At 65.7% G+C, this 26,910-nt stretch carries 29 protein-coding genes and 1 tRNA gene; 11 read left to right on the top strand and 19 right to left on the bottom strand.

The genetic code is table 11. The annotated features are described in order from the left end of the window. Window positions 1-20 precede the first annotated feature (20 nt). The 5 genes from AC58EF_RS01955 to AC58EF_RS01975 form a co-directional block, all read right to left on the bottom strand. Complete coding sequence (locus AC58EF_RS01955) at window positions 21-1,457, bottom strand: ammonium transporter (RefSeq protein ID WP_497274041.1); 1,437 nt, start codon at window positions 1,455-1,457, stop codon at window positions 21-23. A 13-nt stretch (window positions 1,458-1,470) separates the two neighbouring features. Next, window positions 1,471-1,809 carry a P-II family nitrogen regulator gene (locus AC58EF_RS01960; protein ID WP_004209785.1) on the bottom strand — a complete coding sequence of 113 codons (339 nt, stop codon included), beginning with the start codon at window positions 1,807-1,809 and terminating at the stop codon, window positions 1,471-1,473. Between the two features lie 157 nt (window positions 1,810-1,966). Continuing rightward, window positions 1,967-2,542: a DUF924 family protein gene (locus AC58EF_RS01965; RefSeq protein ID WP_497274045.1), complete on the bottom strand. Its 576-nt coding sequence runs from the start codon at window positions 2,540-2,542 to the stop codon at window positions 1,967-1,969. A 283-nt stretch (window positions 2,543-2,825) separates the two neighbouring features. Then, window positions 2,826-4,268, bottom strand: a complete 1,443-nt coding sequence (gene tldD, locus AC58EF_RS01970; protein WP_497274047.1) for a metalloprotease TldD — start codon at window positions 4,266-4,268, stop codon at window positions 2,826-2,828. A gap of 161 nt (window positions 4,269-4,429) precedes the next feature. Then, window positions 4,430-4,657: a zinc-finger domain-containing protein gene (locus tag AC58EF_RS01975; RefSeq protein ID WP_497274049.1), complete on the bottom strand. Its 228-nt coding sequence runs from the start codon at window positions 4,655-4,657 to the stop codon at window positions 4,430-4,432. Here AC58EF_RS01975 and AC58EF_RS01980 point away from each other — a divergent pair. Then, complete coding sequence (locus AC58EF_RS01980) at window positions 4,656-4,877, top strand: hypothetical protein (RefSeq protein ID WP_497274050.1); 222 nt, start codon at window positions 4,656-4,658, stop codon at window positions 4,875-4,877. The genes AC58EF_RS01975 and AC58EF_RS01980 overlap by 2 nt on opposite strands. 67 nt (window positions 4,878-4,944) lie before the next feature. On the opposite strand, the gene AC58EF_RS01985 is transcribed toward AC58EF_RS01980, so the two are convergent. From AC58EF_RS01985 to AC58EF_RS02015, 7 genes are all read right to left on the bottom strand, one after another. Further along, a tRNA-Val gene (locus AC58EF_RS01985) sits at window positions 4,945-5,020 on the bottom strand. A gap of 52 nt (window positions 5,021-5,072) precedes the next feature. Continuing rightward, window positions 5,073-6,077 carry a MarR family transcriptional regulator gene (locus tag AC58EF_RS01990; protein WP_497274052.1) on the bottom strand — a complete coding sequence of 335 codons (1,005 nt, stop codon included), beginning with the start codon at window positions 6,075-6,077 and terminating at the stop codon, window positions 5,073-5,075. A 232-nt stretch (window positions 6,078-6,309) separates the two neighbouring features. After that, window positions 6,310-7,161, bottom strand: a complete 852-nt coding sequence (locus AC58EF_RS01995) for a D-amino-acid transaminase (protein WP_497274054.1) — start codon at window positions 7,159-7,161, stop codon at window positions 6,310-6,312. Between the two features lie 616 nt (window positions 7,162-7,777). Continuing rightward, window positions 7,778-9,463, bottom strand: a complete 1,686-nt coding sequence (locus AC58EF_RS02000; protein ID WP_497274055.1) for a putative bifunctional diguanylate cyclase/phosphodiesterase — start codon at window positions 9,461-9,463, stop codon at window positions 7,778-7,780. A gap of 96 nt (window positions 9,464-9,559) precedes the next feature. Beyond that, a complete protein-coding gene (locus AC58EF_RS02005) occupies window positions 9,560-10,093 on the bottom strand; it encodes a Smr/MutS family protein (RefSeq protein ID WP_497274056.1) in 534 nt (177 codons plus the stop codon). A 10-nt stretch (window positions 10,094-10,103) separates the two neighbouring features. Then, window positions 10,104-11,357 (bottom strand): murein transglycosylase A, encoded by a 1,254-nt coding sequence (gene mltA / locus AC58EF_RS02010; RefSeq protein WP_497274057.1) that lies wholly within the window; start codon window positions 11,355-11,357, stop codon window positions 10,104-10,106. Further along, window positions 11,354-12,007, bottom strand: a complete 654-nt coding sequence (locus tag AC58EF_RS02015; protein WP_497274058.1) for a Tim44/TimA family putative adaptor protein — start codon at window positions 12,005-12,007, stop codon at window positions 11,354-11,356. The genes mltA and AC58EF_RS02015 overlap by 4 nt, the downstream gene beginning before the upstream one ends. Before the next feature lie 183 nt (window positions 12,008-12,190). Between AC58EF_RS02015 and secB the strand changes: the two genes are divergently transcribed. The 4 genes from secB (at window position 12,191) to AC58EF_RS02035 (ending at window position 16,330) form a co-directional block, all read left to right on the top strand. Next, window positions 12,191-12,697 carry a protein-export chaperone SecB gene (gene secB / locus AC58EF_RS02020; protein ID WP_497274059.1) on the top strand — a complete coding sequence of 169 codons (507 nt, stop codon included), beginning with the start codon at window positions 12,191-12,193 and terminating at the stop codon, window positions 12,695-12,697. Window positions 12,698-12,835: 138 nt separating this feature from the next. After that, window positions 12,836-14,431 carry a murein biosynthesis integral membrane protein MurJ gene (gene murJ / locus AC58EF_RS02025; protein WP_497274061.1) on the top strand — a complete coding sequence of 532 codons (1,596 nt, stop codon included), beginning with the start codon at window positions 12,836-12,838 and terminating at the stop codon, window positions 14,429-14,431. 4 nt (window positions 14,432-14,435) lie between these two features. Next, complete coding sequence (gene trpS, locus AC58EF_RS02030) at window positions 14,436-15,440, top strand: tryptophan--tRNA ligase (protein ID WP_497274062.1); 1,005 nt, start codon at window positions 14,436-14,438, stop codon at window positions 15,438-15,440. A 239-nt stretch (window positions 15,441-15,679) separates the two neighbouring features. Beyond that, window positions 15,680-16,330: a DUF4136 domain-containing protein gene (locus AC58EF_RS02035; RefSeq protein ID WP_497274064.1), complete on the top strand. Its 651-nt coding sequence runs from the start codon at window positions 15,680-15,682 to the stop codon at window positions 16,328-16,330. Between the two features lie 371 nt (window positions 16,331-16,701). Here the strand turns inward: AC58EF_RS02035 and AC58EF_RS02040 are convergent, their stop codons facing one another. The 3 genes from AC58EF_RS02040 to lipB all read right to left on the bottom strand — a co-directional run bounded on the left by AC58EF_RS02040 (window position 16,702) and on the right by lipB (window position 18,557). Further along, complete coding sequence (locus tag AC58EF_RS02040) at window positions 16,702-17,397, bottom strand: hypothetical protein (RefSeq protein WP_497274065.1); 696 nt, start codon at window positions 17,395-17,397, stop codon at window positions 16,702-16,704. A gap of 104 nt (window positions 17,398-17,501) precedes the next feature. Continuing rightward, complete coding sequence (locus AC58EF_RS02045) at window positions 17,502-17,783, bottom strand: hypothetical protein (RefSeq protein ID WP_497274066.1); 282 nt, start codon at window positions 17,781-17,783, stop codon at window positions 17,502-17,504. 63 nt (window positions 17,784-17,846) lie between these two features. Continuing rightward, window positions 17,847-18,557, bottom strand: coding sequence for a lipoyl(octanoyl) transferase LipB (gene lipB, locus AC58EF_RS02050; RefSeq protein ID WP_497274068.1), 711 nt, complete (start codon window positions 18,555-18,557; stop codon window positions 17,847-17,849). 81 nt (window positions 18,558-18,638) lie between these two features. Between lipB and AC58EF_RS02055 the strand changes: the two genes are divergently transcribed. Beyond that, window positions 18,639-19,433: a DUF7847 domain-containing protein gene (locus tag AC58EF_RS02055; RefSeq protein ID WP_497274069.1), complete on the top strand. Its 795-nt coding sequence runs from the start codon at window positions 18,639-18,641 to the stop codon at window positions 19,431-19,433. Here the strand turns inward: AC58EF_RS02055 and AC58EF_RS02060 are convergent. Genes AC58EF_RS02060 through AC58EF_RS02070 form a run of 3 tightly spaced genes read right to left on the bottom strand, consistent with a single transcriptional unit; the run spans window position 19,415 to window position 21,388 of the window. Then, window positions 19,415-20,014: a GNAT family N-acetyltransferase gene (locus AC58EF_RS02060; protein WP_497274071.1), complete on the bottom strand. Its 600-nt coding sequence runs from the start codon at window positions 20,012-20,014 to the stop codon at window positions 19,415-19,417. The genes AC58EF_RS02055 and AC58EF_RS02060 overlap by 19 nt on opposite strands. Window positions 20,015-20,018: 4 nt before the next feature. Next, the gene (hemF, locus tag AC58EF_RS02065; RefSeq protein ID WP_497274073.1) at window positions 20,019-20,933 is read right to left on the bottom strand and encodes an oxygen-dependent coproporphyrinogen oxidase; all 915 of its coding nucleotides are present in this window, start codon (window positions 20,931-20,933) and stop codon (window positions 20,019-20,021) included. Further along, window positions 20,930-21,388, bottom strand: a complete 459-nt coding sequence (locus AC58EF_RS02070; protein WP_497274075.1) for a tRNA (cytidine(34)-2'-O)-methyltransferase — start codon at window positions 21,386-21,388, stop codon at window positions 20,930-20,932. The genes hemF and AC58EF_RS02070 overlap by 4 nt, the downstream gene beginning before the upstream one ends. 208 nt (window positions 21,389-21,596) lie before the next feature. Between AC58EF_RS02070 and petA the strand changes: the two genes are divergently transcribed. The 5 genes from petA to AC58EF_RS02095 all read left to right on the top strand — a co-directional run bounded on the left by petA (window position 21,597) and on the right by AC58EF_RS02095 (window position 26,069). Next, complete coding sequence (gene petA / locus AC58EF_RS02075; RefSeq protein WP_497274076.1) at window positions 21,597-22,163, top strand: ubiquinol-cytochrome c reductase iron-sulfur subunit; 567 nt, start codon at window positions 21,597-21,599, stop codon at window positions 22,161-22,163. A gap of 14 nt (window positions 22,164-22,177) precedes the next feature. Beyond that, window positions 22,178-23,470, top strand: a complete 1,293-nt coding sequence (locus tag AC58EF_RS02080; RefSeq protein ID WP_497274078.1) for a cytochrome b — start codon at window positions 22,178-22,180, stop codon at window positions 23,468-23,470. Between the two features lie 15 nt (window positions 23,471-23,485). Beyond that, a complete protein-coding gene (locus AC58EF_RS02085; protein WP_497274079.1) occupies window positions 23,486-24,337 on the top strand; it encodes a cytochrome c1 in 852 nt (283 codons plus the stop codon). Between the two features lie 76 nt (window positions 24,338-24,413). Further along, window positions 24,414-24,950, top strand: a complete 537-nt coding sequence (locus tag AC58EF_RS02090; protein WP_497274080.1) for an adenine phosphoribosyltransferase — start codon at window positions 24,414-24,416, stop codon at window positions 24,948-24,950. 36 nt (window positions 24,951-24,986) lie between these two features. Beyond that, on the top strand, window positions 24,987-26,069 hold the full coding sequence (locus tag AC58EF_RS02095) for an endonuclease/exonuclease/phosphatase family protein (RefSeq protein WP_497274082.1): 1,083 nt from the start codon (window positions 24,987-24,989) through the stop codon (window positions 26,067-26,069). 158 nt (window positions 26,070-26,227) lie between these two features. Here AC58EF_RS02095 and AC58EF_RS02100 read toward each other — a convergent pair whose 3' ends face one another. After that, window positions 26,228-26,857, bottom strand: a complete 630-nt coding sequence (locus AC58EF_RS02100; protein WP_497274084.1) for a 5'-methylthioadenosine/S-adenosylhomocysteine nucleosidase — start codon at window positions 26,855-26,857, stop codon at window positions 26,228-26,230. Window positions 26,858-26,910: the final 53 nt, after the last annotated feature.

Here is a 26,910-nt window from a genome sequence, read left to right on the forward strand (position 1 = left end):
GGCGGCCCGCCCTGCCAATCTCAGTAATTGTAGGCGCGTTCGCCGTGGCTGGAGAGGTCGAGACCTTCCTGCTCGGCGTCGGCGCTCGGACGCAGACCCATGGTCTTGTCGATCACGAAATAGAGCACCGCGCTCAGCACGCCCGAATAGACCAGGGTGAAGAGCACCGCCTTGATCTGGGTAACGACCTGCGTGGCGATCGAGTAGCTGTCGGCGTTGAAGCCGGCCGGGAAGACCGTGTAGTCGAACACGCCCTGACCGCCCAGCGACGGCGCGGCGACGATGCCGGTGCCGATCGCGCCGACGATGCCGCCGATGCAGTGGACGCCGAACACGTCGAGGCTGTCGTCATAACCCAGCTTGCCCTTCACGAAGGCAACGAAGATGTAGCAGATCGGCGAGACGGCCAGACCCAGAACGATCGAGGTCATCGGCGCGCCCAGACCAGCGGCCGGGGTGATCGCGACGAGGCCCGCGACCGCGCCGGTGACGGCGCCCAGCAGCGAAGCCTTGCCATGGTGGATCTGTTCGACCAGCGACCAGCTGACCGCCGCCGCGCAGGTGGCGAGCATGGTGTTGATGAAGGCGACGCCGGTGACGGCATTGGCTTCCAGATTGGAGCCTGCGTTGAAGCCGAACCAGCCGACCCACAGCAGCGAGGCGCCGATCATGGTCATGGTCAGCGAGTGGGGTGGCATGGGTTCCTTGGGGAAGCCGATGCGCTTGCCGATGATGAGGCAGCCCACCAGACCGGCGATACCGGCGTTGATGTGGACCACGGTGCCGCCCGCGAAGTCGAGCGCGCCCCAGCCCCAGAGCAGGCCGGCATCGGTCGGCGCGTCAGGCAGGAAGTCCGGGCCGGCCCAATACCAGACCATGTGCGCCATCGGGAAATAGACGATGGTGAGCCACAGCACAACGAAGACGATCAGCGCCGAGAACTTCACGCGTTCCGCGAAGGCGCCGACGATCAGCGCCGGGGTGATCATCGCGAAGGTCATCTGGAAGACCACGAACACCAGTTCGGGCAGGTAGATGTTGTTGCTGAAGGTCGCAGCGTAGGTGGAGCTGCTGACATTCATCAGGAACGCCTTGTCGAGGCCGCCGACCAGCCATGGCAGCGGGCTGTTGGTCGAGGTGAAGGCCATCGAATAGCCCCAGCAGGCCCAGACCAGACCCGCGACGGACACGATCATGAACACCTGCATCAGGATGCTCAGCATATTCTTGGTGCGCACCAGGCCGCCGTAGAAGAGGGCAAGGCCGGGGACCGACATCATCAGCACCAGCGCGGCGGAGATCAGCATCCAGGCGACGTCGCCCTTGTTGACCATGCCGGCCATGGCGGCGGCGTCCGGCGCCTTTATCGGCCCGGCGGCGGCAAGCGCCGGAGATGCGGCGAGCAGGGAAAGGCCAAGCGCCCCCGCCACTCCGCAGAGTTTCTTGGAAAAGGTCATCATTCCCCCCTTGTTACAGCGCGGTTTCGCCGGTTTCGCCGGTGCGGATGCGCACCGCCTGCCCGACGTCGAGGACGAAGATCTTGCCATCGCCGATGGCGCCCGAATTGGCTGCGGCCTGGGTCGCTTCCACGACGCGCGGCGCGAGATCGTCGTCGCAGACCACCTCGATCTTGATCTTCGGAACCATGTTGGTCGAATATTCGGCGCCGCGGTAGATTTCGGTCTGCCCCTTCTGGCGACCAAAGCCCTTCACTTCGCTGACCGTCATGCCGGCGATGCCGAGCGAGGAAAGCGCCTCGCGGACATCGTCAAGCTTGAACGGCTTGATGATAGCCATGACAAGTTTCATGTCGCCCCCTGTTACTGGTGTGCGGGGACATACTCAGCAAGAGGCGTGCCAAATCGTTGAAGTCAGGATGAGGCGGGGTTTTGGCGCGACTCCGCGACTGGCAGCGCCAAAAAATTGGGCAGGACGGAAACCTTGCCTAAAAATTAAGCAGAAGCGCCTACCAATGTGAGCCTTCCGCCGCGGCGTCGGCTTCCTCGGGCCGCGTTTCACGGCCGAGCGCCGCGTTCCGGTGCGGAAAACGGCCGAAGCGGGCGATGGTCGCATGATGCGCGCGTGCGTAATCGAGCGCCTTTTCGTCGCCCGCGCCCTCGAACAGGCTCAGCGACAATTGTTGATCCTCCAGCGCTTCGCTATGCTCGAAGGGCATGTAGAAGAAGAGGCGGCCGGCGCCGCCGATCTGGATGTCATAGCCAAGGGCAATGGCGCCGCGCGCCACTTCCCGCGCCAGCACGTCGGTCGCGAAGGCTTGCGCGGTGCCGCGGAACATGTTGCGGGGCATCTGGTCGAACAGCAGCACTGCAGCGAGCGCATCGTCGGCGCGGTCGAGAAAGGCCTGCGGAGGCAGCGCCTGTTTGTCCGCCCAGAGCGCCGCGAACCGGGCGGTGCAGATCTTGTCGAGCGCGGGATCATGGCCCCACCATCCCGCTTCGCCTACCTGGTTGAACCAGAAATCGAGCAACGCCGCAGCCCAGTCGGCGGTCACGGCATCATGGCTGTCGGTCAGCATGTTCATGTCCCCTTAATCGACAGAGAAAGGCGTGGTTCCGCCATTCGTGCCGCGAAGGGCTCAGGTCGCCGCTCCGACGACTGGACGCATTGATTTGAGACGGATCGACATTCAGAGTTGGGTTCCTTCCTTCCAACCCGCCGTCATGCTGATGACAATCAGCATCCATTCAGCGCTTCTTTCGAGCCATTGCTCCGAATGGATCCTGACTTTCGTCAGGATGACGAAATAAGGCAGGCGAAACCGGTTCGATTTATGGGTTCCTGGCTCACGGAGTCTTTGATTTAGTTCAGGTCGCCGTTCCGCCGACGGTCAGGCCTTCCATCAGCAGGGTGGGCTGGCCGACGCCGGCCGGCACGCTCTGTCCCCCCTTGCCGCACATGCCGATGCCTTCGTCGAGCGCCCAGTCATTGCCGATGCCGACCACCTTGGTCAGCGCGGTCGGGCCGTCGCCGATCAGGGTCGCGCCCTTGATGGGATCGCCCAGCTTGCCATTCTCGACCTTATAGGCCTCCGTGCAGGAGAAGACGAACTTGCCCGACACGATGTCGACCTGGCCGCCGCCGAAGCTCTTGGCGAAGATGCCCGACTTCATGCGGCTGAGCAATTCTTCGGGATCGTCCTGCCCGCCCTTGATGAAGGTGTTGGTCATGCGCGGCATCGGCGCATGGGCATAGCTTTCGCGGCGGCCATTGCCGGTGGGGGCGACGCCCATCAGCCGGGCGTTGAGTCGATCCTGCATATAGCCCCTGAGGATGCCGTCCTCGATCAGGATATTTTCCTGTGTCGGCGTGCCTTCATCGTCGATCGAGAGCGAGCCGCGACGATCCATGATGCCGCCATCGTCGGCGACGGTAACGCCGGGCGCGGCGACGCGCTGGCCGATGCGGCCGGAAAAGGCGCTGGTGCCCTTGCGGTTGAAATCGCCTTCCAGGCCATGGCCGATCGCTTCATGCACCAGCACGCCCGGCCAGCCGGGGCCGAGCAGCACGGTCATCTCACCGGCGGGCGCGGCGATCGAACGCATGTTGACGCGCGCCTGGGCCAGCGCCTCGTCGATGGCGCGATTCCAGACGCCCTTATCCATCACCTGATCGTAGAGATAGCGGCCGCCTATGCCGAATGTGCCGGTTTCCCGGCGGCCATTTTCCTCCAGGATGATGGAAACGTTAAGCCGCACAAGTGGGCGGATGTCGGTCGCGGTGAAGCCGTCGGCGCGGACGATCTCGACCACCGACCAGCTTCCTGCCAGGCTGACCGACACCTGTGCGACGCGCGCGTCGCGGGCGCGGGCCGCGGCGTCGATCTCGGCGCAGAGCGCCACCTTCTCGGCGAAGGGAACGATTTCCAGAGGATTGGCGTCGGTATAGAGATGGCGGTTGGTGCGCTGCGGAGGCGGGGCGGGCTGCCCTTTGGCCGGATCGAGCAGGGCCAGCGTCTCCGCCGCCTTGGCGATCGCGGCCTCGCGGATGTCGTTGGCGTGGGCGAAGCCGGTCATCTCGCCCGACACGCCGCGCAAACCGAAGCCGGCGTCGGTCGAATAGTCGGCGGTCTTCAACCGGCCGTCGTCGAAGCCGAAGCTCTCGCTCGCCCGATATTGCAGGTAAAGCTCGCCATCGTCGCAATTGGCCAGCGCCTGCGCGGTCAGACGGCGCGCGCCGTCGGGATCAAGCAGGCCGGGACGATAGAGAAGGCCACGGGCGTCAGTGAACAGGGGAGCGAGTTCGGTCATGCCGTCCGATATAGGGGCGGCGCGACCCAAGCCCAATGGAAATTTTAGCGACGCCCGTTATACCATCGTGCTCGGTCTTCGACCGATCACAAGCGGGTTTCGCCCAAGCGCCGCGCGGGCTTGACCAAGGTTTGATGAGTCAGTCTCATCGAACCTTGCTATTAGAGGCTGGCGCCCGAAGCGATGTCGGGTTTCACCACGATGTCGGCATTGTCCGCCGCGCCGCCGATCAGCACGAAACGGCGATCGCAATAGCCGCAGTCGACATAGCCATGCTCGTCAATCTCCAGGAAGACGCGCGGATGGCCAAGGGCGGCGGGAATGTCCCCCGACCCGTCGCAGGAGACGCGGGACTTGGAGACTCGGATGATTTCGGGCGGCTGGATCATGGAAAGCGGCGTTAGCAGCGGCAAGGGTGCGCTGCAATATGTGCCATCGCCTTACATGAGCGGCCAGCGGGGCGGCAGGCAGGGCGCTTTTTCGCCCTTCACTGCCCGGACGGCCGGTTTCCACTCGGTGCAGTCGCTCGCCGCCATCACCGCGAGCGGTGAAAGCATCAACAGCACCGGGGCGAAGCCGCCGCCAAGGAAGACTGCGAATGGCATGTAGTAATAGTGGCGTGTCCATGCTTGCTGCAGCATGAACGTTACGGACGCGCACCGGATGAAATGAGAGATGGTGGGCGATGACGGGCTCGAACCGCCGACATTCTCGGTGTAAACGAGACGCTCTACCAACTGAGCTAATCGCCCCCGTGGGGAAGCGCCTATCTAGGCGAAAAAGCGCGGCGGTCAAGCGGGTGGTTCATGTGCCGAGGAAACGGCGGCTGGCGCCGAACCAGCGCATCAGCGATTCGGCGGTTTCCTGCGCCAGGGCAATGAAGACGCGGCGCCCGTCATGCGGATCGGCCTGCCGTTCGACCAGCCCCTTGTCGGTCAGGGTGCGGATCCAGCGCAGCGCCGTGGTCGGCGGCACGGCGGCCGCGATGCAGAGGCTGGAGACCGAAACGCGCTCCTGCTCCAGCCGGGCGGCGAGCAGGTCGAGCAGCATGTCCCAGGCCGGATCGGCGAACAGGTCGCCGGGGAGAAAGTCGGCGCGGATACGCCGCGCGCGAAGCAGGTCGCGGACTTGCTGCGGCGACACGGCGGGCATCTCCGCCGGCCGGGCCGGGGGGCTGATCGACGCCAGCACGGGCATACCGATATAGTCGCTGGCCCGGTCGGAGATGCGCGGCCCCGGATCGAAGGATGGCGCGGCGCCGAGCCGGCTGCGCCGGGTCAGCGCGTCGATGGTGCGGGCAAGGCGACCGACCTCTTCGCTCAGTTGCTGGAGCCGTGCGCTTTCATGATCCATTTCATGGACGCGCCCGATGACGGGACGATGCTCGCCCGCCGCCACGAGGGCAGCGGCCAGCTCGGTCCGGTCGGGATCACAAAGCAACTGGGTATGAGGGCTGCGGACGCAGGCGAAGGCGAGTTCGACCGTCTCCCAACCGGCGACCAGGATCACCGCCATGCCGGTCTGGATCGCCTGGGTTTCGATCTGGACCAGCAGTCGTTCCAGCGTTGGCGCGGGCGTCGGGCAGAAGAGCAGGAGCGTGTCGCACTGGCTCTGCTGATCGAGCCGGGCGGACGCTTCGGACAGGTCGATGGCGCCGAGCAGCCGAAGGCCGGCCGCGTCCGCCACCGGCGCCAGTTCGTCCCGGTCGATCCAGTCGGCAACGACCAGCAGGCCGGCGCGCTCGTCATGGGGCGCGACCGGATCGGCATGGCCCTGGATAGGCGCGGCGTAGGAAAAATCTTCCATCATGGTCCGAATCCTGTTCTAGCTTCGTTCTGGAGAATAAAGCAAGAACGGACTGGTTCAGCCCGATCCTTCGCCGTTACGGACAGAAGGTGGATGAAGGCACGTAATGGCGGCGATTGGCCATGAGGGTTTCGGTCCGATTTTCCTCCGGCTTGGCGCCAGAACGGGGGCAGGCCGAAGGAATTTTCCTGTTCCTTTAACAAGGGTGAAGTTTCCTCCATATTGGAGTCAATCCTCACACGCCCGTGGCGCGGGCGAAGGCAATATAGAGATCGCGCAGCCGCGTCGCGACCGGGCCGGGCGCGCCGTCGCCCACCGGATGCCCGTTGATCCGCACCACCGACAGGCACAGCGTCGAGGCGCTGGTGATGAAGGCTTCCTTCGCGGTCAATGCTTCTTCGACGGTGAAGGCGCGGCGAACGACCGCCAGACCGCTTTCCTCCGCCAGCGCCGTCAGTGCCGCGCCGGTGCAGCCGGCCAGCACCGCCTGGCTGTAGGGCCGGGTGATGATGCCTTCGTCGGTGACGATGAAGGCGGTGGAGGAGGCGCCTTCGGTGACGAAGCCGTCCTCGACCATCCAGGCTTCCTGCGCGCCGGCCTCCCTGGCGGCCTGTTTGGCCATGGCCTGGGCGAGCAGGCCCACGCTCTTGATGTCGCGCCGCGCCCAGCGCTGGTCGGGCATCGTGGCGACGGCGATGCCCGTCTTCACCGCCGGGGCGTCGAGAAATTGCCTGTCCTGGACGAACATGAACAGGGTCGGTTGCAGGTCGGCAGGCGCGATGAAGTCGCGGGTCGTGTCGGCGCCGCGCGTGATCTGGAGATAGACGAGTCCCTCGGTCAGGGCGTTGCGGGCGACCAGCTGCTTCTGCGCCGCCTCGATCTCCGCCAGCGTCAGCGGCAGAGCGATGCCGATCGCAGCGGTGGAGCGTTCCAGCCGGGCGAGATGGTTGGCGCTGTCGACAAGCTTGCCGTCGATCACGGCGGCGACTTCATAGATGCCGTCGGCGAAGAGGAAGCCGCGATCGAGCGGGGAGATGCGCACTTCGTCCAGCGGCAGATAGAGGCCGTTCATATAGGCGACGGACATGGGCAGGGGCGATCCTTATGGGTTGGGCCTCGGCTGCTTTTGCCGCTTGGGCCGATGGGGTCAAGCGGTGTGCGGGGCGCCGGGGCGCGCAATGTCTGGAACAGGGTATCGGTGACGCGCCGCATCGAAGTTCACATCATCCCAGACATGATTTTGGGTCGATTCGCAGCATAAAGCGTCCGCGAGGCGACAGCGACGCGCCCGCGAAGCGCCCCCTACGCGCCACATGGGTCACAACGGCGCGCCGCCAGCGCGCCTGCTGGGGCACGGACGTTGGGATGCGGCACGAAGCGAGGGGCTGTTTCATCCCCCAGCATAGATCAGAGAAAATCCAACATTGAAAGCATGACCTGCGCCTCACGCCCTGGAGCGAAGGCGGATGAAGTCTGGTAGCGGCCATTCCAGGACATTCCTTCTCCCTTGAGGGAGAAGGATACGGAGCCTTGCCGCAAAGCGGCTAGGCGGAGTTGGATGAGGGGGATTGGCGGTAGGTCGGCGCGATTGCGCAAAGTGGCATCCCCCTCACCCAGCTACGACTAGGCAGCAAGCTGCCAAGTCTTCACATCCCTCTCCCTCAAGGGAGAGGGAAAGAATATCCGCTCCCCACCCCTGCCGGTCAGATGCTGCGCCGGTCCAGCATTGTCGCGGGCGGAGCGAAGCGGTCTAGATAGGCCTGCTCGCGGCTCGGCATGGCGAGGTGATAGCCCTGGAACAGGGAGCAGCCGATCACTCGCAGCACGTCCATCTGCGCTTCGCTCTCAATCCCCTCGACCACCACTTCCATGCCCAGCCCCTGGATCAGGCCGACGACCGCCGAGCAGATGGTGCGGGCTTCGGCCGAGGTCGCGATGTCGCGGACCAGGCTGCGGTCGATCTTCACCCGGTCGACCGGCAGTTCCTTAAGGCGCGCCAGGTTGGAATAGCCGGTGCCGAAATCGTCGATCGCGATCCGCACGCCATCCTCCCGCAGCGCGTGCAGTTGCGTCAGGATGCGCGGTTCCATGTCCATGGCGAGCGATTCGGTGATTTCCAGCTCCAGCATGGCGGGCGGCGTTCCGTGCGTCGCCATGGCGTGGCGCAGGCGCAGGAAGAAGTCCGCCTGGGCCAGTTCGCGCGTGCTGATGTTGATGGCGATGCGCTGGTCGATCCCGGCCCGCGCCCACTGCGCGGCGGTTTCGCACACGCGGCTCATGACCCAGTCGCCCAGCGCGACGATGGCGCCGCTTTCTTCCGCCACGGGCACGAAGGCGCCCGGCATCACCAGGTCGCGTTCGGGATGCGCCCAGCGCACCAGCGCTTCGGCCGCCACGGCGCGGCCGCTGCCGATGTCGATCTGGGGCTGGAATTCCAGCAGAAACTCCTCGCGTTGCAAGGCGATCAACAGTTCGCGCTCCAGTTCCGCGCGGTCGGCCGCCTCCAGCGCCAGCTGCGCGGTGTAGATTTCCGCGCGCCCGCGCCCTTCATGCTTGGCGTGATACATGGCGATGTCGGCGGCGCGCAGCAGCGCTGAAAGCGTGTCGCCATGGTCGGGATAGCAGGCGATGCCGATCGACGCGCCCAGCTCGACATGCTGGCTGCCAAGGTCGAACCGCTCGCTGAGCGCGAACTGGATCGCGCGTGCGATTCGGGACGCGGCGCTGCGGCCGGGCAGGGTGGGGAAGAAAAGGGTGAATTCGTCGCCCGCCAGACGGCCGATCACGGCGTCGCCGGTGCCGTTGCTGACCTGCGCCATCACCACTTCGCGCAGGCGGCCGGCGACGCGCGCCAGCAACTGGTCGCCCGCGGCATGGCCCAGCGTGTCGTTGACGCCCTTGAACCCATCTAGGTCGATGAAGAAGAGGGCGGCCATGCCGGCGTCGGTCCGCTCGGCCAGATGACGTTCGACCTGGCGGCAGAAGCTGGTGCGGTTGGCGAGGCCCGTGACCTGATCGAACAAAGCGAGCGTCTGCACATGGTCCAGATTGGTGCGCACCTGGCTGAACAGGCTTTCCATCGCGACCGACAGTTCGGGCAGCTCGGCGCCGATGGCCTGGGGCACGGGCGATTGCAGGTCGCCATGGGCGGCGGACGCCAGCCTTTCGGTAGCGGTGTCGATCGCGGCGGCGGTGGCGGCCATGGACCGGCTGGCCGCGGCCCAGCTCATCGTCCCGCACAGGATGGCGACGATGAGCGCGCGGCCGATCTGCAGCAGATCGTCCTCTCGACCCGCCGTATAACCCAGCACCAGCGACAGGATGAACACCAGCGCCCCTGCGGCGCAGGCGAAGGCGGTGGCGCGGCTTTTCAACGTCACCCCCTGCATTCGCCTCCCGCCCAATTGCCGCTCCAGAACGGAGCCCGATCCATCGGATATGAAGGAGAGTGGTTAAGAAAATATCAGCGGGCCGCCCGCCAGCCATTATTTTTTGCGGCGCAAAATCAGGTAGATCGCACCGTCGCCGCCGTGGCGCGGATGGGCGATGCGGACGCTGGCGATACGGTCGGCATAGGGGCTTGTCTCCAGCCAGTGCCCGATTTCGCCGCGAATCGCGCCGCGCCGGGACGCACCGGCGCGTTCGGCGCTTTTTGGCGGTTTGCCGGTCACGACCAGCAGGATGCGGGCGTCCTGCGCCAGCGCCTGGGCCAGGGCCTGGTTAAGCCTGTTGTGCGCTGCAGCCAGGCTGTGGCCATGCAGATCGATGCTCATGTCCGGCATCAGATTGCCGTTACGGATTCGTCGTTCCCAGCTGGAATCGAGCATGGCGGCGGGGGCGGGAGCGGGCTTGAGCGGCGGGGGCGGATTAACCCGAGGCGTTAACCCTGTTTTGGCTGGCAGCGTCGGTGCAGGGGTGGTCGACAGGGGGCGGCGCTGGCCGGGACGCAGCGGCCGCACCGATCGCGTCAGCGCATCCCAGAGCGCCTCTTCCTCATGCGTGAGACGGCGCCGGACCATGGCCCGGCCGTCAGGGTCGCGCGAGCCGCGCCGCCGATCCGATCGGCAGCAGGATGAGGGCGCTGCCGCGCGCGGACATGCCTCCCGCGATGCCCCGCGCCCGCGCGCCCGCGCCCCAGAAGCTGTCAAACCGGTTGGCGCCCTTGATCGCGCCGCCCGTATCCTGCGCGATCCAGATGCCATTGGGTTCGGCCCGGTCGAGCGAGAGCAGCACCGGCGCGCCCAGGGGGACGAATTTGGGGTCGGCCGCAACGGTCGCTTCGGGCGTTACCGGCGCGCCCAGCGCGCCCAGCGGGCCGGCGCCGGTCAGTTCGCGAAAGAAGACGAAGCTCTTATTCTCGTTCATGATCGCCGCGCCCTCGGCCGGGTTGGCGCGCAGATACTGCATGATGTCCTGCATCGACCCGGCCTGGATCAGGCCGCGATCCTTCATCAGCTTGCCGATGCCGGTATAGTCGCGGCCATTCTGCCCGTCATAGCCGATGCGCATCACGCCGCCGTCGGGCAGCAGCAGCCGGCCGCTGCCCTGCACCTGGAGGAAGAAAAATTCCACCGGATCGGCCGCCCAGGCCAGTTCCAGCCCGCGCCCGGAAAGCGACCCCGCGACGATCCGGCTGCGATCGTCATAGGGGACGAATTTGGTGCCGCTCACCTTGCCGCGGATCGACTTGCCCTTCAGGCTGTCGCTGAACTGACCGAGATCGACGTCGATCAGGTCGTTCGGGCGGCGGTAGATCGGCACCTCATAGCCCGGCTGGCGGGTGCGCGATCCGCTGATTTCCGGCTCATAATAGCCGGTGACGAAGGTCGTGCCGTCGCCCACCTGCACCGCCTCGAAATAACGGGAGAAAAATTCACTCGCCGATGCCTCGGGCCAGCTCGACGCCGCGGCGCAGCTGCTATTCCAGTCCGATCCCCTGGTCAGGCCGCTCTGGTCGGTGCGGCGCATCAATGTCGGACAGGACAGGCGGAAGGCCTGGAGCGCGGCGCGCGCCCGCTCGCCCGATGGGATCAGGCTGGCGATGTCCGGCCCGCGCGTGACGCCAAGGCCCGCCGCCGTGCTCTGGTCCAGCACCGGTTCGGTCGGCACCTCCACCGGCACGGTGGGACGGGGCGTGGCGGGGGTGGGACGGGTCGCACTCTCGCCCGACGGCGCGGGGCGCGTCGGTGCGGGACCACCAGTGGATGGCGGGATCACGCCGCCCGCGCAGGCGGACAGCAGCAGCGCCGCAAGCAGCGCACCCCCCGATTTGCGACGCATCATGCTTCGTCGGTTTCGCTGAGCTTCCAGTTCGGGTCCGCGCTGCGAATGTCGCGGGTGAAGGTCCAGATATCCTTAGTGCCGATCGCGTCGGTCAGCGACCCGGCAACGACATTGCCGTCCTTGTCGCGGGTGACGGCGGCGATGTCGGCCTCGAAGCGCAGCGCCACCTCGGCAACGCGGTCCTTGACTGACGCTTCGACGATCTGCGCCTTTTCGATGCGGACCAGACGGTTGTCGAGGACATGGCCCTCCGCCTCGCGCGCGGCGATCGCCTCCTCGAAGGAGGCGAGCACATCGGCGTCGCACAGCCAGGCCAGTTCGTTCCGGTCGCCGCGCCAGAAGGCTTCCAGCACCATCTTATAGGCGCTCTTGGCGCCGTCCACGAACTGGGGCACGTCGAAGCTGCGATCGGCGGCGATCAGCGCGCGCATCCCGGTTTCCGCGCCCGGCGTGATCAGCCCTTCGGCCAGCCGGACCGAATCGCCGCCATTCTGCGCGACCGGACCGGGTTGCAGCACCGTCACCTTGGCGCGCTCATCGGCGGGGCGCAGCGCAGGCTCCTGCTCGTGCCCGGTACGCTTGCCCAGCACGGAATAGAGCCGCAGCGCCAGAAAACCGGCGATCATGGCGAGGATGACGATCACATACACGGAAAGCTATACCCTTTGCGCGGGACAATGTTCCTGCCAACATAGGCATGTTTGTCGTCAACTTCAAATAGCGCGCGTGGGGGAGCCGCCATTGCCCTGCCTGTGCGCCCCTGCTAAGCGCGCGGGTCAACAATGCCGGCGGCTTCCTGCCGCGGGCCAACAGCGAAAGCCAAGGTAGAGAACATGGCCGACGAAGCCGACACCATCACCACCACCGTCAACACCGGCAACGGCGCCGACTCCGCTCCGCAGATCGCGCTGATCAGCCAATATGTGAAGGATCTGTCGTTCGAGAATCCGAACGCGCCCGCCGTCTACCAGTGGCAGGACCAGCCGCAGATCGACGTCCAGTTCAACATCGGCGCCGACAAGGTCGGGGACGAAGTGCTGGAAGTGTCGCTGAAGATCGAGGTCAAGGCGGTCGCACCGCAGGGCACTGCCTTCGCCGTCGAACTGGTCTATGCCGCACTGTTCGGTATGCGCAACGTGCCCGACGATCAGGTTCAGCCCTTCATGCTGGCCGAAGCGCCGCGTCTCATCTTCCCCTTCGCCCGCCGCGTGCTGGCCGACGCGATCCGCGACGGCGGCTTCCCGCCGCTGCTGCTCGATCCGATCGACTTCGGCGCGCTCTATCTCCAGCAGGCGCAGCAGATGGAAGTGACCTCGGGCGAGCCGGCCGGCCACGCCTGATTATAGGATGCCCTTGATCTCCGTTCGCCCTGTTCGAGCGAGCCTCTTGTCTCGCTCGAATGTCGAAGGGCCGTCCTTTCTTGAAGAAAAGGACAGGGCTTCGACAGGCTCAGCCCGAACGGAGGAGGGGATCATCATATGAAACTGGTCAAGGCCCTCGGCTCGGTCGGCGGGCTGACGCTCGTCAGCCGGGTGCTGGCGCTGGTGCGCGATTCGCTCGCGGCGCGCTATGTCGGCGCGGGCTTCGCGTCGGACGCCTTCAACGGCGTCGCCTTCCGCCTGCCCAACATGTTCCGCGCCCTCTTTGCCGAGGGCGCCTTTTCCGCCGCCTTCGTGCCCCTCTTCAACAAGAAGGCGGCGGGCGAAGGCGGGCTTCCCGCCGGCTATGATTTCGCCGAGCGCGCGCTCGCGATGCTGCTGCCGGTCCTGATCCTCTTCACGGCCGTCCTGATCGCCGCCGCCTGGCCGATCACCTGGGCGCTGTCGGGCGGTTTCGCGCACCAGAACCCGACGCCGGAGCAATTCGCCTTCGCCGTCACCCTGTCACGCATCACCATCCCCTATCTGGCTCTGATCAGCCTCGCCTCGCTGCTGGGCGGCATCCTCAATTCGCTCGACAAATTCTGGGTCAACGCCGCCGCCCCCATTCTGCTCAACGTCGCTATGATCGCGGGGCTGTGGTTCTTCCACGGCGCCGACGAATATGAGACGGCGCGGGTGCAGGCCATGTCGGTGACGATCGGCGGCGCGCTGCAACTGCTCTGGCTGATCTGGGCATGCAGGCGCGCGGGCGTGTCGATGACGCTGAAACGCCCGCGCCTCGACAAGGATGTGCGCGAACTGCTGCGCCTCATCGTCCCCGCCGCCGCCGGGGCGGGCGCGTCGCAGATCAACCTGCTCATCTCGACCGCCCTGTCGGGCTGGCTGCTGGCGTCGGGGTCCATCACCTATATCTATTATGCCGACCGGCTGAACCAGTTGCCGCTGGGCCTGATCGGCATCGGCCTTGGCACCATCCTGCTCCCCACCATCTCGCGAATGCTCTCGAAAGGGCAGGAGGCGGAAGCCATGGAGACGCAGAATCGCGGCATTGAACTCGCCCTGTTTCTGACCCTGCCCGCCACCGTCGCCTTCCTGACCGTGGCGGAGCCTATCGTGCGCGGCCTGTTCCAATATGGCCGCTTCACGCCGGAGGATGCGATGCGCTGCGGCTGGGCGCTGTCGGCCTTCTCGATCGGCCTGCCAAGCTACGTCCTCGTGAAGGTGCTGACGCCCGGCTATTATGCGCGCGGCGACACGAAGACGCCGGTGCGCTATGCGATGCTCTCGATCGTCATCAACATTATCGGCAATCTGGCGATGATCCCGACCTTGGGCCATATCGGCCCGCCGCTCGCCACCGCGCTGTCCTCGACCGTCAATGTCGCGATGCTCTACACGACTTTGGTCAGGCGCGGCCATTTCGCCGCCGATGCGGGGCTGCGCCGCCGTATCCCGCGCCTCGCCATCGCCGCGCTGATCATGGGCGGCGCGCTCTGGGCGGGCGAGGGGCTGCTCGACCCCTGGCTGACCGGGGCGATGCTCCAGCGCTATGTCGCGCTGGCCCTGCTCGTCGGCGCGGGCGTGGCGCTTTACGGGCTGGCGTCCTTCGTCACGGGCGCCTATCGGCTGTCCGACCTCAAGGCGCTGATGCGCCGACGAGGCGCAACCGCAACCAATCAAGAGAATGGATAGAAGAATGCGTGTCCTCTCCGGCATCCAGCCCACCGGCAATCTGCACCTTGGCAATTATCTGGGCGCGATTCGCAACTGGGTGCGGATGCAGGACGAAATGACCGGCGATGCGCAATGCTTCTTCTTCCTCGCCGACATGCACTCGATCACCGTGCATGAAGGGCGGGAGCAGCGCATCCGCAATGTCCGCGACATGGCCGCCGCGCTGGTCGCCGCCGGGATCGACCCGGACCGTTCGGTCCTGTTCAACCAGGCGCGTGTCCCCGCCCATGCCGAACTCTGCTGGCTGCTGAACGGCACCGCGCGCATCGGCTGGCTCAATCGCATGACCCAGTTCAAGGACAAGGTGGGCAAGGACCGCGAGGGCGCCTCGATCGGCCTGTTCGTCTATCCGGTGCTCCAGGCGGCCGACATCCTGATCTACAACGCCACCCATGTGCCGGTGGGCGAGGACCAGAAGCAGCATCTGGAGCTGGCGCGCGACATCGCGACTAAGTTCAACACCGATTTCGGCGTCGATCTGTTCACCCTGCCCGATCCGATCATCCCCAGGGAATCGGCGCGCATCATGTCGCTGCGCGACGGCACGGCAAAAATGTCCAAGTCCGACCCCAGCGACATGAGCCGCATCAACCTGACCGATGACGACGACGCCATCATGCAGAAGGTGAAGAAGGCCAAGACCGATCCCGAACCGCTGCCCGAAACGGCCGAAGGGCTGGCGGGCCGCCCGGAGGCGAGCAACCTGATCGGCATCTACGCCACCCTGTCGGGCAAGACGCCCGATATGGTCTGCGCCGAATTCGCCGGCAGGGGCTTCGGCGCGTTCAAGCCGGCGCTGGGCGAACTGCTCGTGGCGACGCTCCGCCCGATTCGCGAACGCTTCCTGGAACTGCGCACCGACGATGCCGCGCTCGACGCGATCCTCGACAAGGGCGCGGCCAAGGCGGCGGCGGCGGCCGAACCGACGCTGCGCGCGGCCTATGACGCGATGGGTTTGATGCGCTGACGCGCAGGGGGCTTGATGCGCTGACGGCGACTGATGCAGCAAAGTCACAGGGCTGGCCCGAAAGGGTCGGCCCTTTTCTTTTGGCTACGGAATAGCCATCTCCACAGCGTCGTAGACAGGAGAACATGGTTTGCGCCCGTTCGAAGGGTTCGCGCGTTCAAACGATGTTCAGTTGCGTTTTGCTATGACAGCGCGCAAAGATGATCGCAGGCGCTTCGCCTGATACAGGACGTAAAAACATGGCTCGTTTCAACAAGATCGGTCTGTTCGCGGCGCCGGCACTGGCGCTGTTGGCGTTGTCGGGCTGCGCCACGCCGTTCAAGGCCGATGTCGCCCGTTTCCAGCAATTGCCCGCCCCCGCGGGGCAGAGCTACACCGTCGTCGCCGACGATCCCCGGCTCGCCGGCGGGCTGGAGTTCGCCCATTATGCCGACCTGGTCGGGCAGCGTCTGACCCAGACCGGCTATGTCGCCGCCAGCGACCCGGCGCGCGCCGACCTGATCGTCCGCGTCGCCTATGATGTCGACAATGGCCGGGAAAAGGTGCGCTCGACCGGCTTTGGCGGCGATCCGTTCATGTATGGCGGCGGCTGGGGCTGGCGCGGTCGCTGGGGTCGCCCCTGGGGCTATGGCTTCTATGATCCCTGGCTGTTTGGCGGCGCCGGCTATAATGACGTGTCGAGCTACACCGTCTATACCAGCGACCTCAGCCTCAAAATCGACCGTGCGGCCGACAATCGCCGTCTGTTCGAGGGCAAGGCGCAGGCCCAGTCGCTTTCCAACAAGCTGACCTATCTGGTCCCGAACCTGATCGACGCGATGTTCACCAATTTCCCCGGCCAGAATGGGGAAAGCGTGAAGATCACCCTGCCACCCGAAAAGAAGGGCTGACAGGATAAGCGGAAAAGGGCGGCTCCCAGCCAAGACCCTGTCTGACCCGGCGCTCAGGCAAGCGCCGGGTTTTCTTTTGGATCACGCTGTCCATCATGTGCCCGAAGCGGATGAATGGCCGATTGGGGTGGGAACATGACATTCCCCTCCCGTAAACGGGAGGGGCAGCGAGACTTATTCGCGGAGCGAATTAGTCGCAGCGGGGTGGGCTATAGCACCAAGGTCGCGTAAGCCCACCCCCTAACCCCCTCCCGCAAGCGGGAGGGGGAACTATGTCCGCTCCTGGCCGCTTCCAGACCGGCTGAATTTCCCCATAGTCTGGAAACTTGCACGCTTCTCCGGGCAAGGCTCGCCGAGCGCGCCCGCGAGAATCAAGGCTTCACGCCGGTCTTGTCGTTCCAGGCCTGATGGCAGACGGGCTGGAGCACGCCCTTCTTCCAGCATTTGGGATCGAAGGAGGGCAGGGCGACTACATAGTCATAGCCCGGCGTGCCGTAAAATTGCTCGCCCGCCAGCACCAGCGACTTCTTGATCGACGGAAGGCCCCGGCGGCCCACCTCGTTCAGCGTGCCGCGATCGGCGAAGATGGCCTGCCTGCCGACTTCGGCGGCCGCCTGGCAGAAGCCCTTCTGCGCCTGCACCGTCGAATAGCCCGAATAGATGCGGGTATTATACATGTCCGACGCCGACTGGCCGGCCCGCCCCTTGCCGGCCGTGCGCTGGAAATAGCCGAGAATAGTGGCCTGCGCCGCATCCAGTTCCGCGTCATGATGGGCGATCATGGCGTTATAGTTGCCAACGGTCAGCAGGGTCGGCTCGAACTGGCATTGCAGCGCCGCCACGTTGAGCGCGGCGCGCATGTTCCAGGCAAGGCCCGCCTTGATCTCCGCCGCGGTCGCGCCGGGCAGGCCGAGCGCGGCGGCGGCCGCCTCGTCGGTCAGCGCCGGGGCGCTCATGTCGGGCGGCGACCAGTAGAATTGCGCGGCAGCGGGCTGGGCCGCGATCGGCGCAATGATGGCGATCGCCAGGCTGAACAGCGCGCGGCGCGACGGCAAACGGACCTTCATCGATAAAACCCCTCAGGCAGGATGCGCCTATGGGCGCATCCGATATCATTGCTGGCGGCGACTGTATCGCCGCTGAACCGGCCTGCCTCTGCTAGCGGAGGTTCTTATTGATCGGCAAGAACTTCGTCATCCTGCGCCGGCGCCTTTTCGGCGGGCTGGGCCGGTTTCGCTGCCTCGCTGCTGTTGGACGCCGCGCCGGCGTTCGGCAGGGCGACGGCGGTGCCTTCGCTCTGCACCCCGTCCAGGTCGGTCATGGCGTCGGTGGCGGTGCCGTCCACCACTTCCATATCCTTCATCTGCACGCTGTTGCCGCCCTTGTCACCGCCCCCGCAGGCGGCAAGAGGCAGCAAGGCAGCGATACAGATGGTCCTTGCAGTCAGGCGCATCCGGGTCTCCTTGAAAGTCCAATCCAGTGCCCGGCAGCCCCCCGCCCGGCGAAAGCGCGGACCCTAGCCGCCTGTCCCGCATTGCTCAACCCCCGCGCCGCAGCGCGCCAAGCGGCTGAGAAAGGCAGGGAAATGCGCCCTGAGCGCGCTATCCAGCGCCGCCATCGACGCATTTCCGCCCAACGCCGCGATGCTGGTGACGGGATATTCGCTGATCCCGCACGGCACGATGCCGCCAAAATGGGACAGGTCGGGATCGACGTTGATCGAAAAGCCGTGGAGCGTGACCCAGCGCCGCACCCTTATGCCCAGCGCGCCGATCTTCGCTTCGCGTCCCTGCGGGTCGTCGGTCCAGATGCCGATCCTTCCCTCCACGCGCCGGGCCGCGATGCCGAGATCGCCCAGCGCCGCGATCATCCAGCCTTCCAGATGATGGACGAAGTTGCGGACATCCTTGCCCCGCTCGCGCAGGTCGATGTTGAGATAGCCGATCCGCTGGCCCGGCCCATGATAGGTGTAGCGCCCGCCCCGCCCCGCATCATGCACCGGAAAGCGCGGGTCGAGCAGTTCGGCGGGGTCCGCGCTGGTGCCGGCGGTGTAGAGCGGCGGATGCTCCAGCAGCCATATCCGTTCCTGCGCTTCGCCCGCAAAGATCGCGGCGGCGCGCGCCTCCATGTCGGCCAGCGCCGGCGGATAGTCCACCGGCGCCGCCGCGACGCGCCATTCGACGCCGGCGGGGAAGGGAAGCGGCGTGTTGGAAACGGGATCGGACATGGGGCGCTTCCTTGACTTGGGGCGGGCGAGCGATCAAGTCTCGCGCCGGAATTTCCGAAAAATACAGGCAGGCACATAGATATGACGACGATGTCGATCGGCAAGGCGTGGGAAGAAGCGGTCGCCTTCGTCGCGCGGGAAGCGTCGCTGCTCTTTCCCGTGGCGTTGCTGTTCGTGGCGCTTCCCGGCCTTATCCTTCAGGAAATGACGCCGCCCGAATTGCAGGCCTGGTTCGCCCAGCCCAAGGCGGATGCGATTCCGGCCATGCCGCCGGGCTTCGGCCTGGCGATGCTGATCACGATCATCCTCATCTGGTTCGGATCGCTGGCCCTGTTCGCCCTCGCGCTGCGTCCCGGCATCAGCGTGGGCGAAGCCCTGCGGCTCAGCTTCGCGCGCCTGCCGGTGCTGATCGGCACCGCGCTGGTGGTGCTGGGCGTGATCGCGGGCATATTTACCGTCGCCCTGCTCGTGGGCGTGCTTGTCTCGCTCGCGTCCAAGCAACTGGCCGCCGCGGTCGGCCTGTTGCTCGGCATCATCGCTGTCGGGCTGGTCTTCTATGCCAGCATCCGGCTGGTGCTGCTCAACCCGGTGGTCATCGACAGCCAGGCGGGGGTGACGGACTCGCTGCGCCGCGCCTGGGCCTTGACGCGCGGCCATTTCCTGCGGCTTTTCGCCTTTCTCTTGATCGTGATGATCCTCTCCACCATCGTCGCATCGGTGGCGCAGGTAGTGGTCGGCCTGCTCGGCGGCCTGATCGCCGGAACGGAAGGCGCGCGGGTCGCGGGCAGCATTGCCGGGGCGGCGGTGTCGAGCATCATCCAGGTCTATATGCTGGTGATGCTCGCGCGCCTCTATCGTCAGGCGGTTGCGGTCTGATCCAGCAGGGGCACATGCGGCGCGGCATCGCGCGGCAGCACGCCCGCCAATCGCGGATCGGCGAAAGTCTCGATCTCGCGCCCATAGGGCACAAAGCCTGACCGGATGTAGAATCCCAGCGCCGCCGGGCTGTCGAGCGTGCAGGTATGGACCCAGAAACGCTCCACCCCCTTGCGCCAGGCGAGCGATTTGGCCTGCGCCATCAGCCAGCGGCCCAGCCCCTTGCCATTGAGTTCCGGCACCAGTCCGAAAAAGCCCAGTTCGCAATCGGGCAATGACCGGAAATCCAGTTCCAGCAGCCCGACTTCGGCGCCGCGCGGATCGGTGACGGCATAGACCTCGACCGCCGGGTCATGGAGGATTGCGGCCAGATCCGAATCGGACATGACCAGCCGCGAGAACCAGAGCCACGGCGCGCCCACGCGGCGAAAAAGCGTGCGATAGGCGGTGAGATCGGGCGTCTTCCACCGCACCAGCCGCAACCGCGCGGGCGGGACCGGCGCGGGCCTTGGCCGCTCGCACATTTCCAGATGGGTGACGATCGTCGCCACCATGCCCGGCTCGACCGGCGTCAGCGCCACGATCTCAGCTCCAGCTCGCCATGGGGGGCAGGCTCATCAGGATCGCGTCGATATTACCGCCGGTCTTGAGTCCGAACAACGTCCCGCGATCATGCACCAGGTTGAATTCGGCATAGCGGCCGCGCCATTCCAGCATGGTGCGATATTCTTCTTCCGTCCACGCCTCGCCCATGCGCCGCCGCACGATCGGCGGGAAGGCGGCGAGGAAGGCGTCGCCGACATCGCGGGTGAAGGCGAAATGCGTGTCGAAGGCGGCATCGTCCGGGCATTCGAGATGGTCGTAGAAAATGCCGCCGACGCCGCGATGGACACCGCGATGGGGGATGAAGAAATACTCGTCCGCCCATTTCCTGAAGCGCGGATAATGGTCCGCGTCGTGCGCGTCGCAGGCCGCTTTCATCACCGCATGGAAATGGGTCGTATCCTCTTCGCGCGGCAAGGGCGGGTTCAGGTCCGCGCCGCCGCCAAACCAGCTCTTGGTCGTCACCAGATAGCGGGTGTTCATATGGACGGCCGGGACATGCGGGTTGGCCATATGCGCGACCAGGCTGATGCCGGTGGCGAAAAAGGCGGGATCGTCGGCCGCGCCATGGATGGTCTGGGCGAATCCGGGGGCGAAGGCGCCGCCCACGGTGGAGACGTTGACGCCGACCTTCTCGAACACCTTGCCCTTCATCACGCCGCGCACGCCCCCCCCGCCTTCATTGGCCCCACCTTCATTGGCCCCACCGTCGCCGGGCGCCTGGCCCTCGGCCTCGCGGTCCCAGGCGGTGAAGTCGAAGCGGGCGTCGCTGGCCGCTTCGCGCTCGATCGCCTCGAACGCGGCGCAGATGCGGTCGCGCAGCGATTCGAACCAGCCGCGCGCGGCCTGCTGCCGGGCATCCAGCGCGAAGGGGACGTTAGGAATAGGGTTGGTCATGCGGGGAACTTTCCGGTCTGGCGAAGGGCTTCGGCGACGGCGATGCCCGTGGAAACGGCGATGTTCAAGGACCGGAAACCCGGCGCCATGGGAATGCGCACGCGGATGTCGGCCAGGTCGCGCACCGCGTCGGGCACGCCCGCGCTCTCCGATCCCATCAGCAGCACGTCATTTTCCTGGAATTCCACCTCCGGCAATCGTTGCGAGGCATGGGCGCTCATCAGCAGCAGGCGGCGCCCTTCGGCCCGACGCACCGCGTCGAAGGCGGCGAAATTCACATGGCGCACCACCTCGGCGGCCTCGCCATAGTCCATCGCGGCCCGTTTCAGACGCGCGTCGGAAAAGGCGAATCCGGTCGGCATGATGATGTCGACGGGCACCGAGAAACAGGCGGCAAGGCGCAGGATCGCGCCGACATTTCCGGCAATTTCGGGTTGGTAAAGGGCGATACGCATGGGGCGTTGCCATAGTGCATCCGCAGCATTTGCAATAGGCTAGGCAATATTGCGACTGGCAATGCGGGCGCAGTCCGGTTATCACGCCCTGCGAACACGCCGGGGGGAAGGCGGGATCGGCTATAGCCGATAACCCAAATCCCTTGATAATCAGGGCCTTTAAGGGGCGCCCGGGGTGAGCAGGGAAGTCTTGCAAGGGTAGAGGTGCATGGCGAGCGTAGAGCATTCTGACGGCCAAGGACTATCCGGCGGAGAAGGGGTGCGCCGCCGCGATTTCATCAACATCGCTGCGGTGAGCTTCGCAGGAGTCGGCGCTGTCGCCGTCGTCCTGCCGCTGATCGACCAGATGAACCCCAGCGCCGACGTGCTGGCGCTCGCGTCGACGGAAGTGGACCTCTCGGCGATCCAGCCGGGTCAGGCGATCAAGACCACCTTCCGGTCGCAGCCGCTGTTCGTGCGGCACCTGACCCCCAAGGAAATCGCCGAAGCCGACAAGGTCGATCCGTCCACGCTGCGCGACCCGCAGACGCTGGAGGAACGCACCGTCGACGGCAAGAAACAGTGGCTCATCACCATGGGCGTCTGCACGCATCTGGGCTGCGTGCCGCTCGGCGCGGGCGAGGGTGAGAATAAGGGCGAATTCGGCGGTTATTTCTGCCCCTGCCACGGCTCGTCCTACGACACGGCCGCGCGCATCCGTAAGGGGCCTGCCCCCAAGAATCTGGAAGTGCCGAAGTTCAGCTTCACTTCCGACACCGCCATTCTCGTGGGTTAAGGGGGGTAAAAAACATGAGCTTTCCATGGGCCGAACATTATACCCCCAAGCATCCGCTGATGCAGTGGGTCGACGAGAAGCTGCCGCTGCCGCGCCTCGTCTACAACGCCATCGGCGCGGGCTATCCGGTGCCGCGCAACCTCAACTATTTCTGGAATTTCGGCGTGCTCGCCGGGCTGGCGCTGGTGATCCAGATCGTCACCGGCGTCGTCATGGCGATGCATTATGGCGCCAATGACCTGGTCGCCTTCGGCACCGTCGAGCACACGATGCGCGACGTGAATGCCGGCTGGCTGATGCGCTATGCGCACGCCAACGGCGCCAGCTTCTTCTTCATCGTCGTCTATCTGCACATCTTCCGCGGCCTTTATTTCGGTTCCTACAAGGCGCCCCGCGAAATGGTGTGGCTGCTGGGCCTCGTCATCTTCCTGCTCATGATGGCGACCGCCTTCATGGGCTATGTGCTGCCCTGGGGGCAGATGAGCTATTGGGGGGCGAAGGTCATCACCGGCCTGTTCGGCGCCATCCCGGTGGTGGGCGAGCCGGTCCAGACCTGGCTGCTGGGCGGCTTCGCTCCCGGCAATGCGTCGCTCAACCGCTTCTTCTCGCTGCACTTCCTGCTGCCCTTCGTGATCGCGGCCGTCATCATCCTGCACATCTGGGCGCTGCATATTCCGGGTTCGTCCAACCCGACCGGCGTGGAAGTGAAGGGACCGCAGGACACCGTCCCGTTCCACCCCTATTATACGGCGAAGGACGGCTTCGGCGTTGGCGTGTTCCTGGTCCTGTTCGCGATCATGCTGTTCTTCGCGCCCAATTATCTGGGCCACCCGGACAATTATATCGAAGCGAACCCGCTCTCGACCCCCGCGCATATCGTGCCCGAATGGTATTTCTGGCCCTTTTACGCGATCCTGCGCGCCTTCACCGTCGACTTTTTCTTCATCCCGGCCAAGCTGCTGGGCGTGCTGGCGATGTTCGCGTCGATCCTGCTGCTCTTCTTCCTGCCCTGGCTCGACACGTCGCCGGTCCGCTCGGGCAGCTATCGCCCGACCTTCAAGATGTTCTTCTGGATTCTCGTCATCGACGTGCTGATCCTGGGCTTTTGTGGCGGCGCGCCGGCGGAGGAGCCCTATGTGATGATCTCGCAGGTCGCCGCGGCCTATTATTTCGCGCATTTCCTGATCATCCTGCCGCTGATCGCGCGCTTCGAAAAGCCGCTGCCACTGCCCAATTCGATCACCGATGCGGTGCTGGCCAAATATGCCAAGGCTGACGGCGAACCCGCCGCGGTCCCGGCCGAATAAGGGGGGTAGACAGTCATGGTTCGCATCGGCGCATTTCTCGTCGGCCTCTTCTTCGCCGGCTGGCTGCTGGTTTCCTTCCTCGTGGGCGCCTATGCCTATGTGACGGAGCCGCCGGCCAAGACGGTGGAGCATGAGTTCCACCTGCCCCCCAAGCATGTGTCCTTCTCCTTCGACGGGCCTTTCGGCAAATATGACCAGCAGCAGCTCCAGCGCGGCTTCCAGGTGTTCAAGGAAGTCTGCTCGGCCTGCCACAGCCTGAAGTTCGTCGCTTTCCGCGACCTGGAAGCGCTCGGCTATAACGAAGCCGAAGTGAAGGCGATCGCCAAGCAGTGGGCGATCAAGACCCCGGACGTCGACCCCGCCACCGGCGAGGCATCGACCCGCGACCCGGTCCCGGCCGATCATTTCCCCAAGCCCTTCGCGAACAATGTCGCGGCCGCGGCGGCGAACAACAATGCGATCCCGCCGGACCTGTCGCTGATGACCAAGGCGCGCCACCATGGTCCCGCCTATGTCTATTCGCTGCTGACGGGCTTCCAGCAACAGCCGGCCGAACTGCTTAAGCAGTTCCCGGACGCCAAGACGCCTGAGGGGCTGCATTATAACCCCTATTTCGCCAACCTGAACCTCGCCATGGCGCCGCCGCTGACGGCCGATGGGCAGGTCACTTATGGCGACGGCACCAAGCCGACGGTGGACCAGATGGCGCGGGACGTGTCGGCCTTCCTCGCCTGGACCGCCGAACCCAAGCTGGAAAACCGCCACCGCGCGGGTCTGGCGACGGTCATTTTCCTGCTGATCGCGACGGCGCTCGCCTATATGTCCTATCAGAATATCTGGGCGGACAAGAAAAAGGCCGTCGCCTGACGGTCTGACGACCCGGGACAAAAAGGAGGGGCGCGGTTCCTTGAGGGGACCGCGCCCTTTCTCTATGGAGGCCCCCATGAGCATCGACAGCCTGACCGCCCTGATCCGCACCATCCCCGATTTCCCCAAGCCCGGCATCATGTTTCGCGACGTGACGACCTTGCTGGCGGACGGTCCCGGCTTTGCCGAACTGGTGGAACGGCTCGCCACCGTCGCCCGGCCGCTCGACCCGGACCTGATCGTCGGGATCGAGGCGCGCGGCTTCATTCTGGGCGCGGCGCTCGCCGTGGCGCTGGGCAAAGGCTTCGTGCCCGTGCGCAAGAAGGGCAAGCTGCCCGGCAAGACCGTCGGCATCGACTATGTGCTGGAATATGGCACCGACCGCCTCGAGCTGCATGAAGGGCAGGTGCCGCAGGGCGCGCGCGTCATCCTGATCGACGATCTGATCGCCACCGGCGGCACCGCGCTCGCCGCCGCGCAACTGCTGCGCGAACAGGGGGCGAGCGTGCTGATGGCGCTGTTCGCGGTCGACTTGCCCGATCTGGGCGGCAAGGCCGCGCTGGAGGCCGATGGCATCGCCGCGCAGGCGCTGATCGCGTTCGAGGGCGAATAGGCGCGTCGCTCCCATACAGGCATAGGGCGAGGGCATATGGCGGCACAGGCGAACGGAAATATCTTGCGCGTCCGGCTTGCGGCCCTTTCGCTCGTCCTGTTGGCGTCGGGTTGCGCCACGCCCTTGCCGCTGCGGTCCATGGCCTGCGGGACCGCGCTGCCGCCGGCGATCGACCCGGCGTCGGACGGGCAAACCAACTCCACCACCCTCTCGGTGCTGACCTATAATATCGAGGGACTGGGCTGGCCCGCCCGATCCGGCCGCGCGCCGTCGTTGCGCGCCATCGGCGATCGGCTGGCGGCCCTGCGCGTGGAAGGCAAGGCGCCCGATATCATCCTGTTCCAGGAAATGTTCAGCGGCCCCGCCAAGCAGGCGGTCGCCGCCACCTCCTATCCCGCCATCGTCACCGGCCCGCGCCGCACCACCCGTGCGCGCGGCGTGACGAGGGATTCTCTCCCCGGCCGATCCCATATCAAGCGCGGCGAGGTCGGCCTGCACCTGACCGGCAGCGGCCTGGCCATCGCCTCGCGCTATCCGATCGTCCATGTCGACATGCACGCCTATGGTCGCCGTTCCTGCGCGGGGATCGACTGCCTCGCCAACAAGGGCATCATGCTGGCGCGCATCGCCATCCCCGGCGTGCCGACGCCGGTCGACATATATGACACGCATATGAACAGCCGCGGCGCGTCCCGCGCGCCCGCCCCGCGCAATCTGGCCGCGCATGACCGCCAGTCGCTCGAAGCCTCGGCCTTCATCGACCGCAGCCATGACGATCTCTATCCCGTGATCCTCGGCGGCGACTTCAACATGCGCCATTCCGAACCGCGCTGGGAGAATTTCTCCCGCTACCAGTCGCTCAACCTGGTGCATCGCGTCTGCGCCGATCCGGCGTCGGGCTGCGACGTGCGCATGTCCTGGGATGGCGACGCACCTTGGATGGATACACAGGATCTGCAATTTTTCTGGCCCGGCGACCGCGTATCGGTCCGCCCCATCCGGGTTGAGGCGATGTTCGACGGCGGTCCCAGCGGTCCCGAACTCTCGGACCATGACGGCTTCCTCGTCACTTACCGGCTGTCCTGGTCCTCAACCGCGCATCCGCAGGGCGGCTGCTGATCTCAGAGTCTGTTTGGGAAATGTGCGAAAGAGCGCATTTTCAATGCCGCACCGGCCCACACCCCCACCCGACCACCCAGATATGATACCCTGATGGGCGGTCGGGTGGGTGTGTGGGCCGGTGCGGATGCGCCAAAGGCGCATTTCCAAACGGACTCTCAGGCGGCCGCGCGCGTCAGAGCGTCCGGCAGCAGGTCGATCGCCGCCGCCAGCCGCTCGTCAAGCAGGCCCAGCAATTCCATCCAGCTGTTGATATGGTCCAGTTCGCCCGGCCCGTCCGACACGCCGCGCAATCCCATCAGCGGCACGTCGAATCGCGCGCAGGCCCGCGCCACGGCGAAGGTTTCCATGTCGACCATGTCGGCGTCGATCGCGTCATATTCGTCGCCCCCGACGACATTGGCCCCCGTCGACAGCCGCGCCAGCGGAAGCGCGAGGGGCGTCACCAGCGGCAGGTCCACCGGATGGTCGATCAACGGCGTCACCCCCTTGGTGAAGCCCAGGCGCGAGGCATCCATGTCCCGCCAGGATACGCTGGCGATCTGGAAAATCTCGCCCAGCGGGCAGATGCGCGAACCCGCCGAGCCCAGCGATACCACCAGATCGGGCAGGGCGTTCTGCCGGGCGAGGTCGTGAAGCGCCATGCCGGCGGCGAGCGCGGCCTCCACAGGCCCGACCCCGGTCATCAGCGGCGTGAAGCGCGCGCGTAGATGCGTGCCATATTCGGCCTCCACCGCCATCACGAAAAGGACGCGCCTGTTTCCGATCGGTTCGCACCCTGCCGTCATCGTCGTCTCCCGTGGCATTGCCTGTCCGTAATGTTGGAGCCATGTCCCTGACA

This window comes from Sphingobium sp. WR1 (assembly GCF_059693745.1).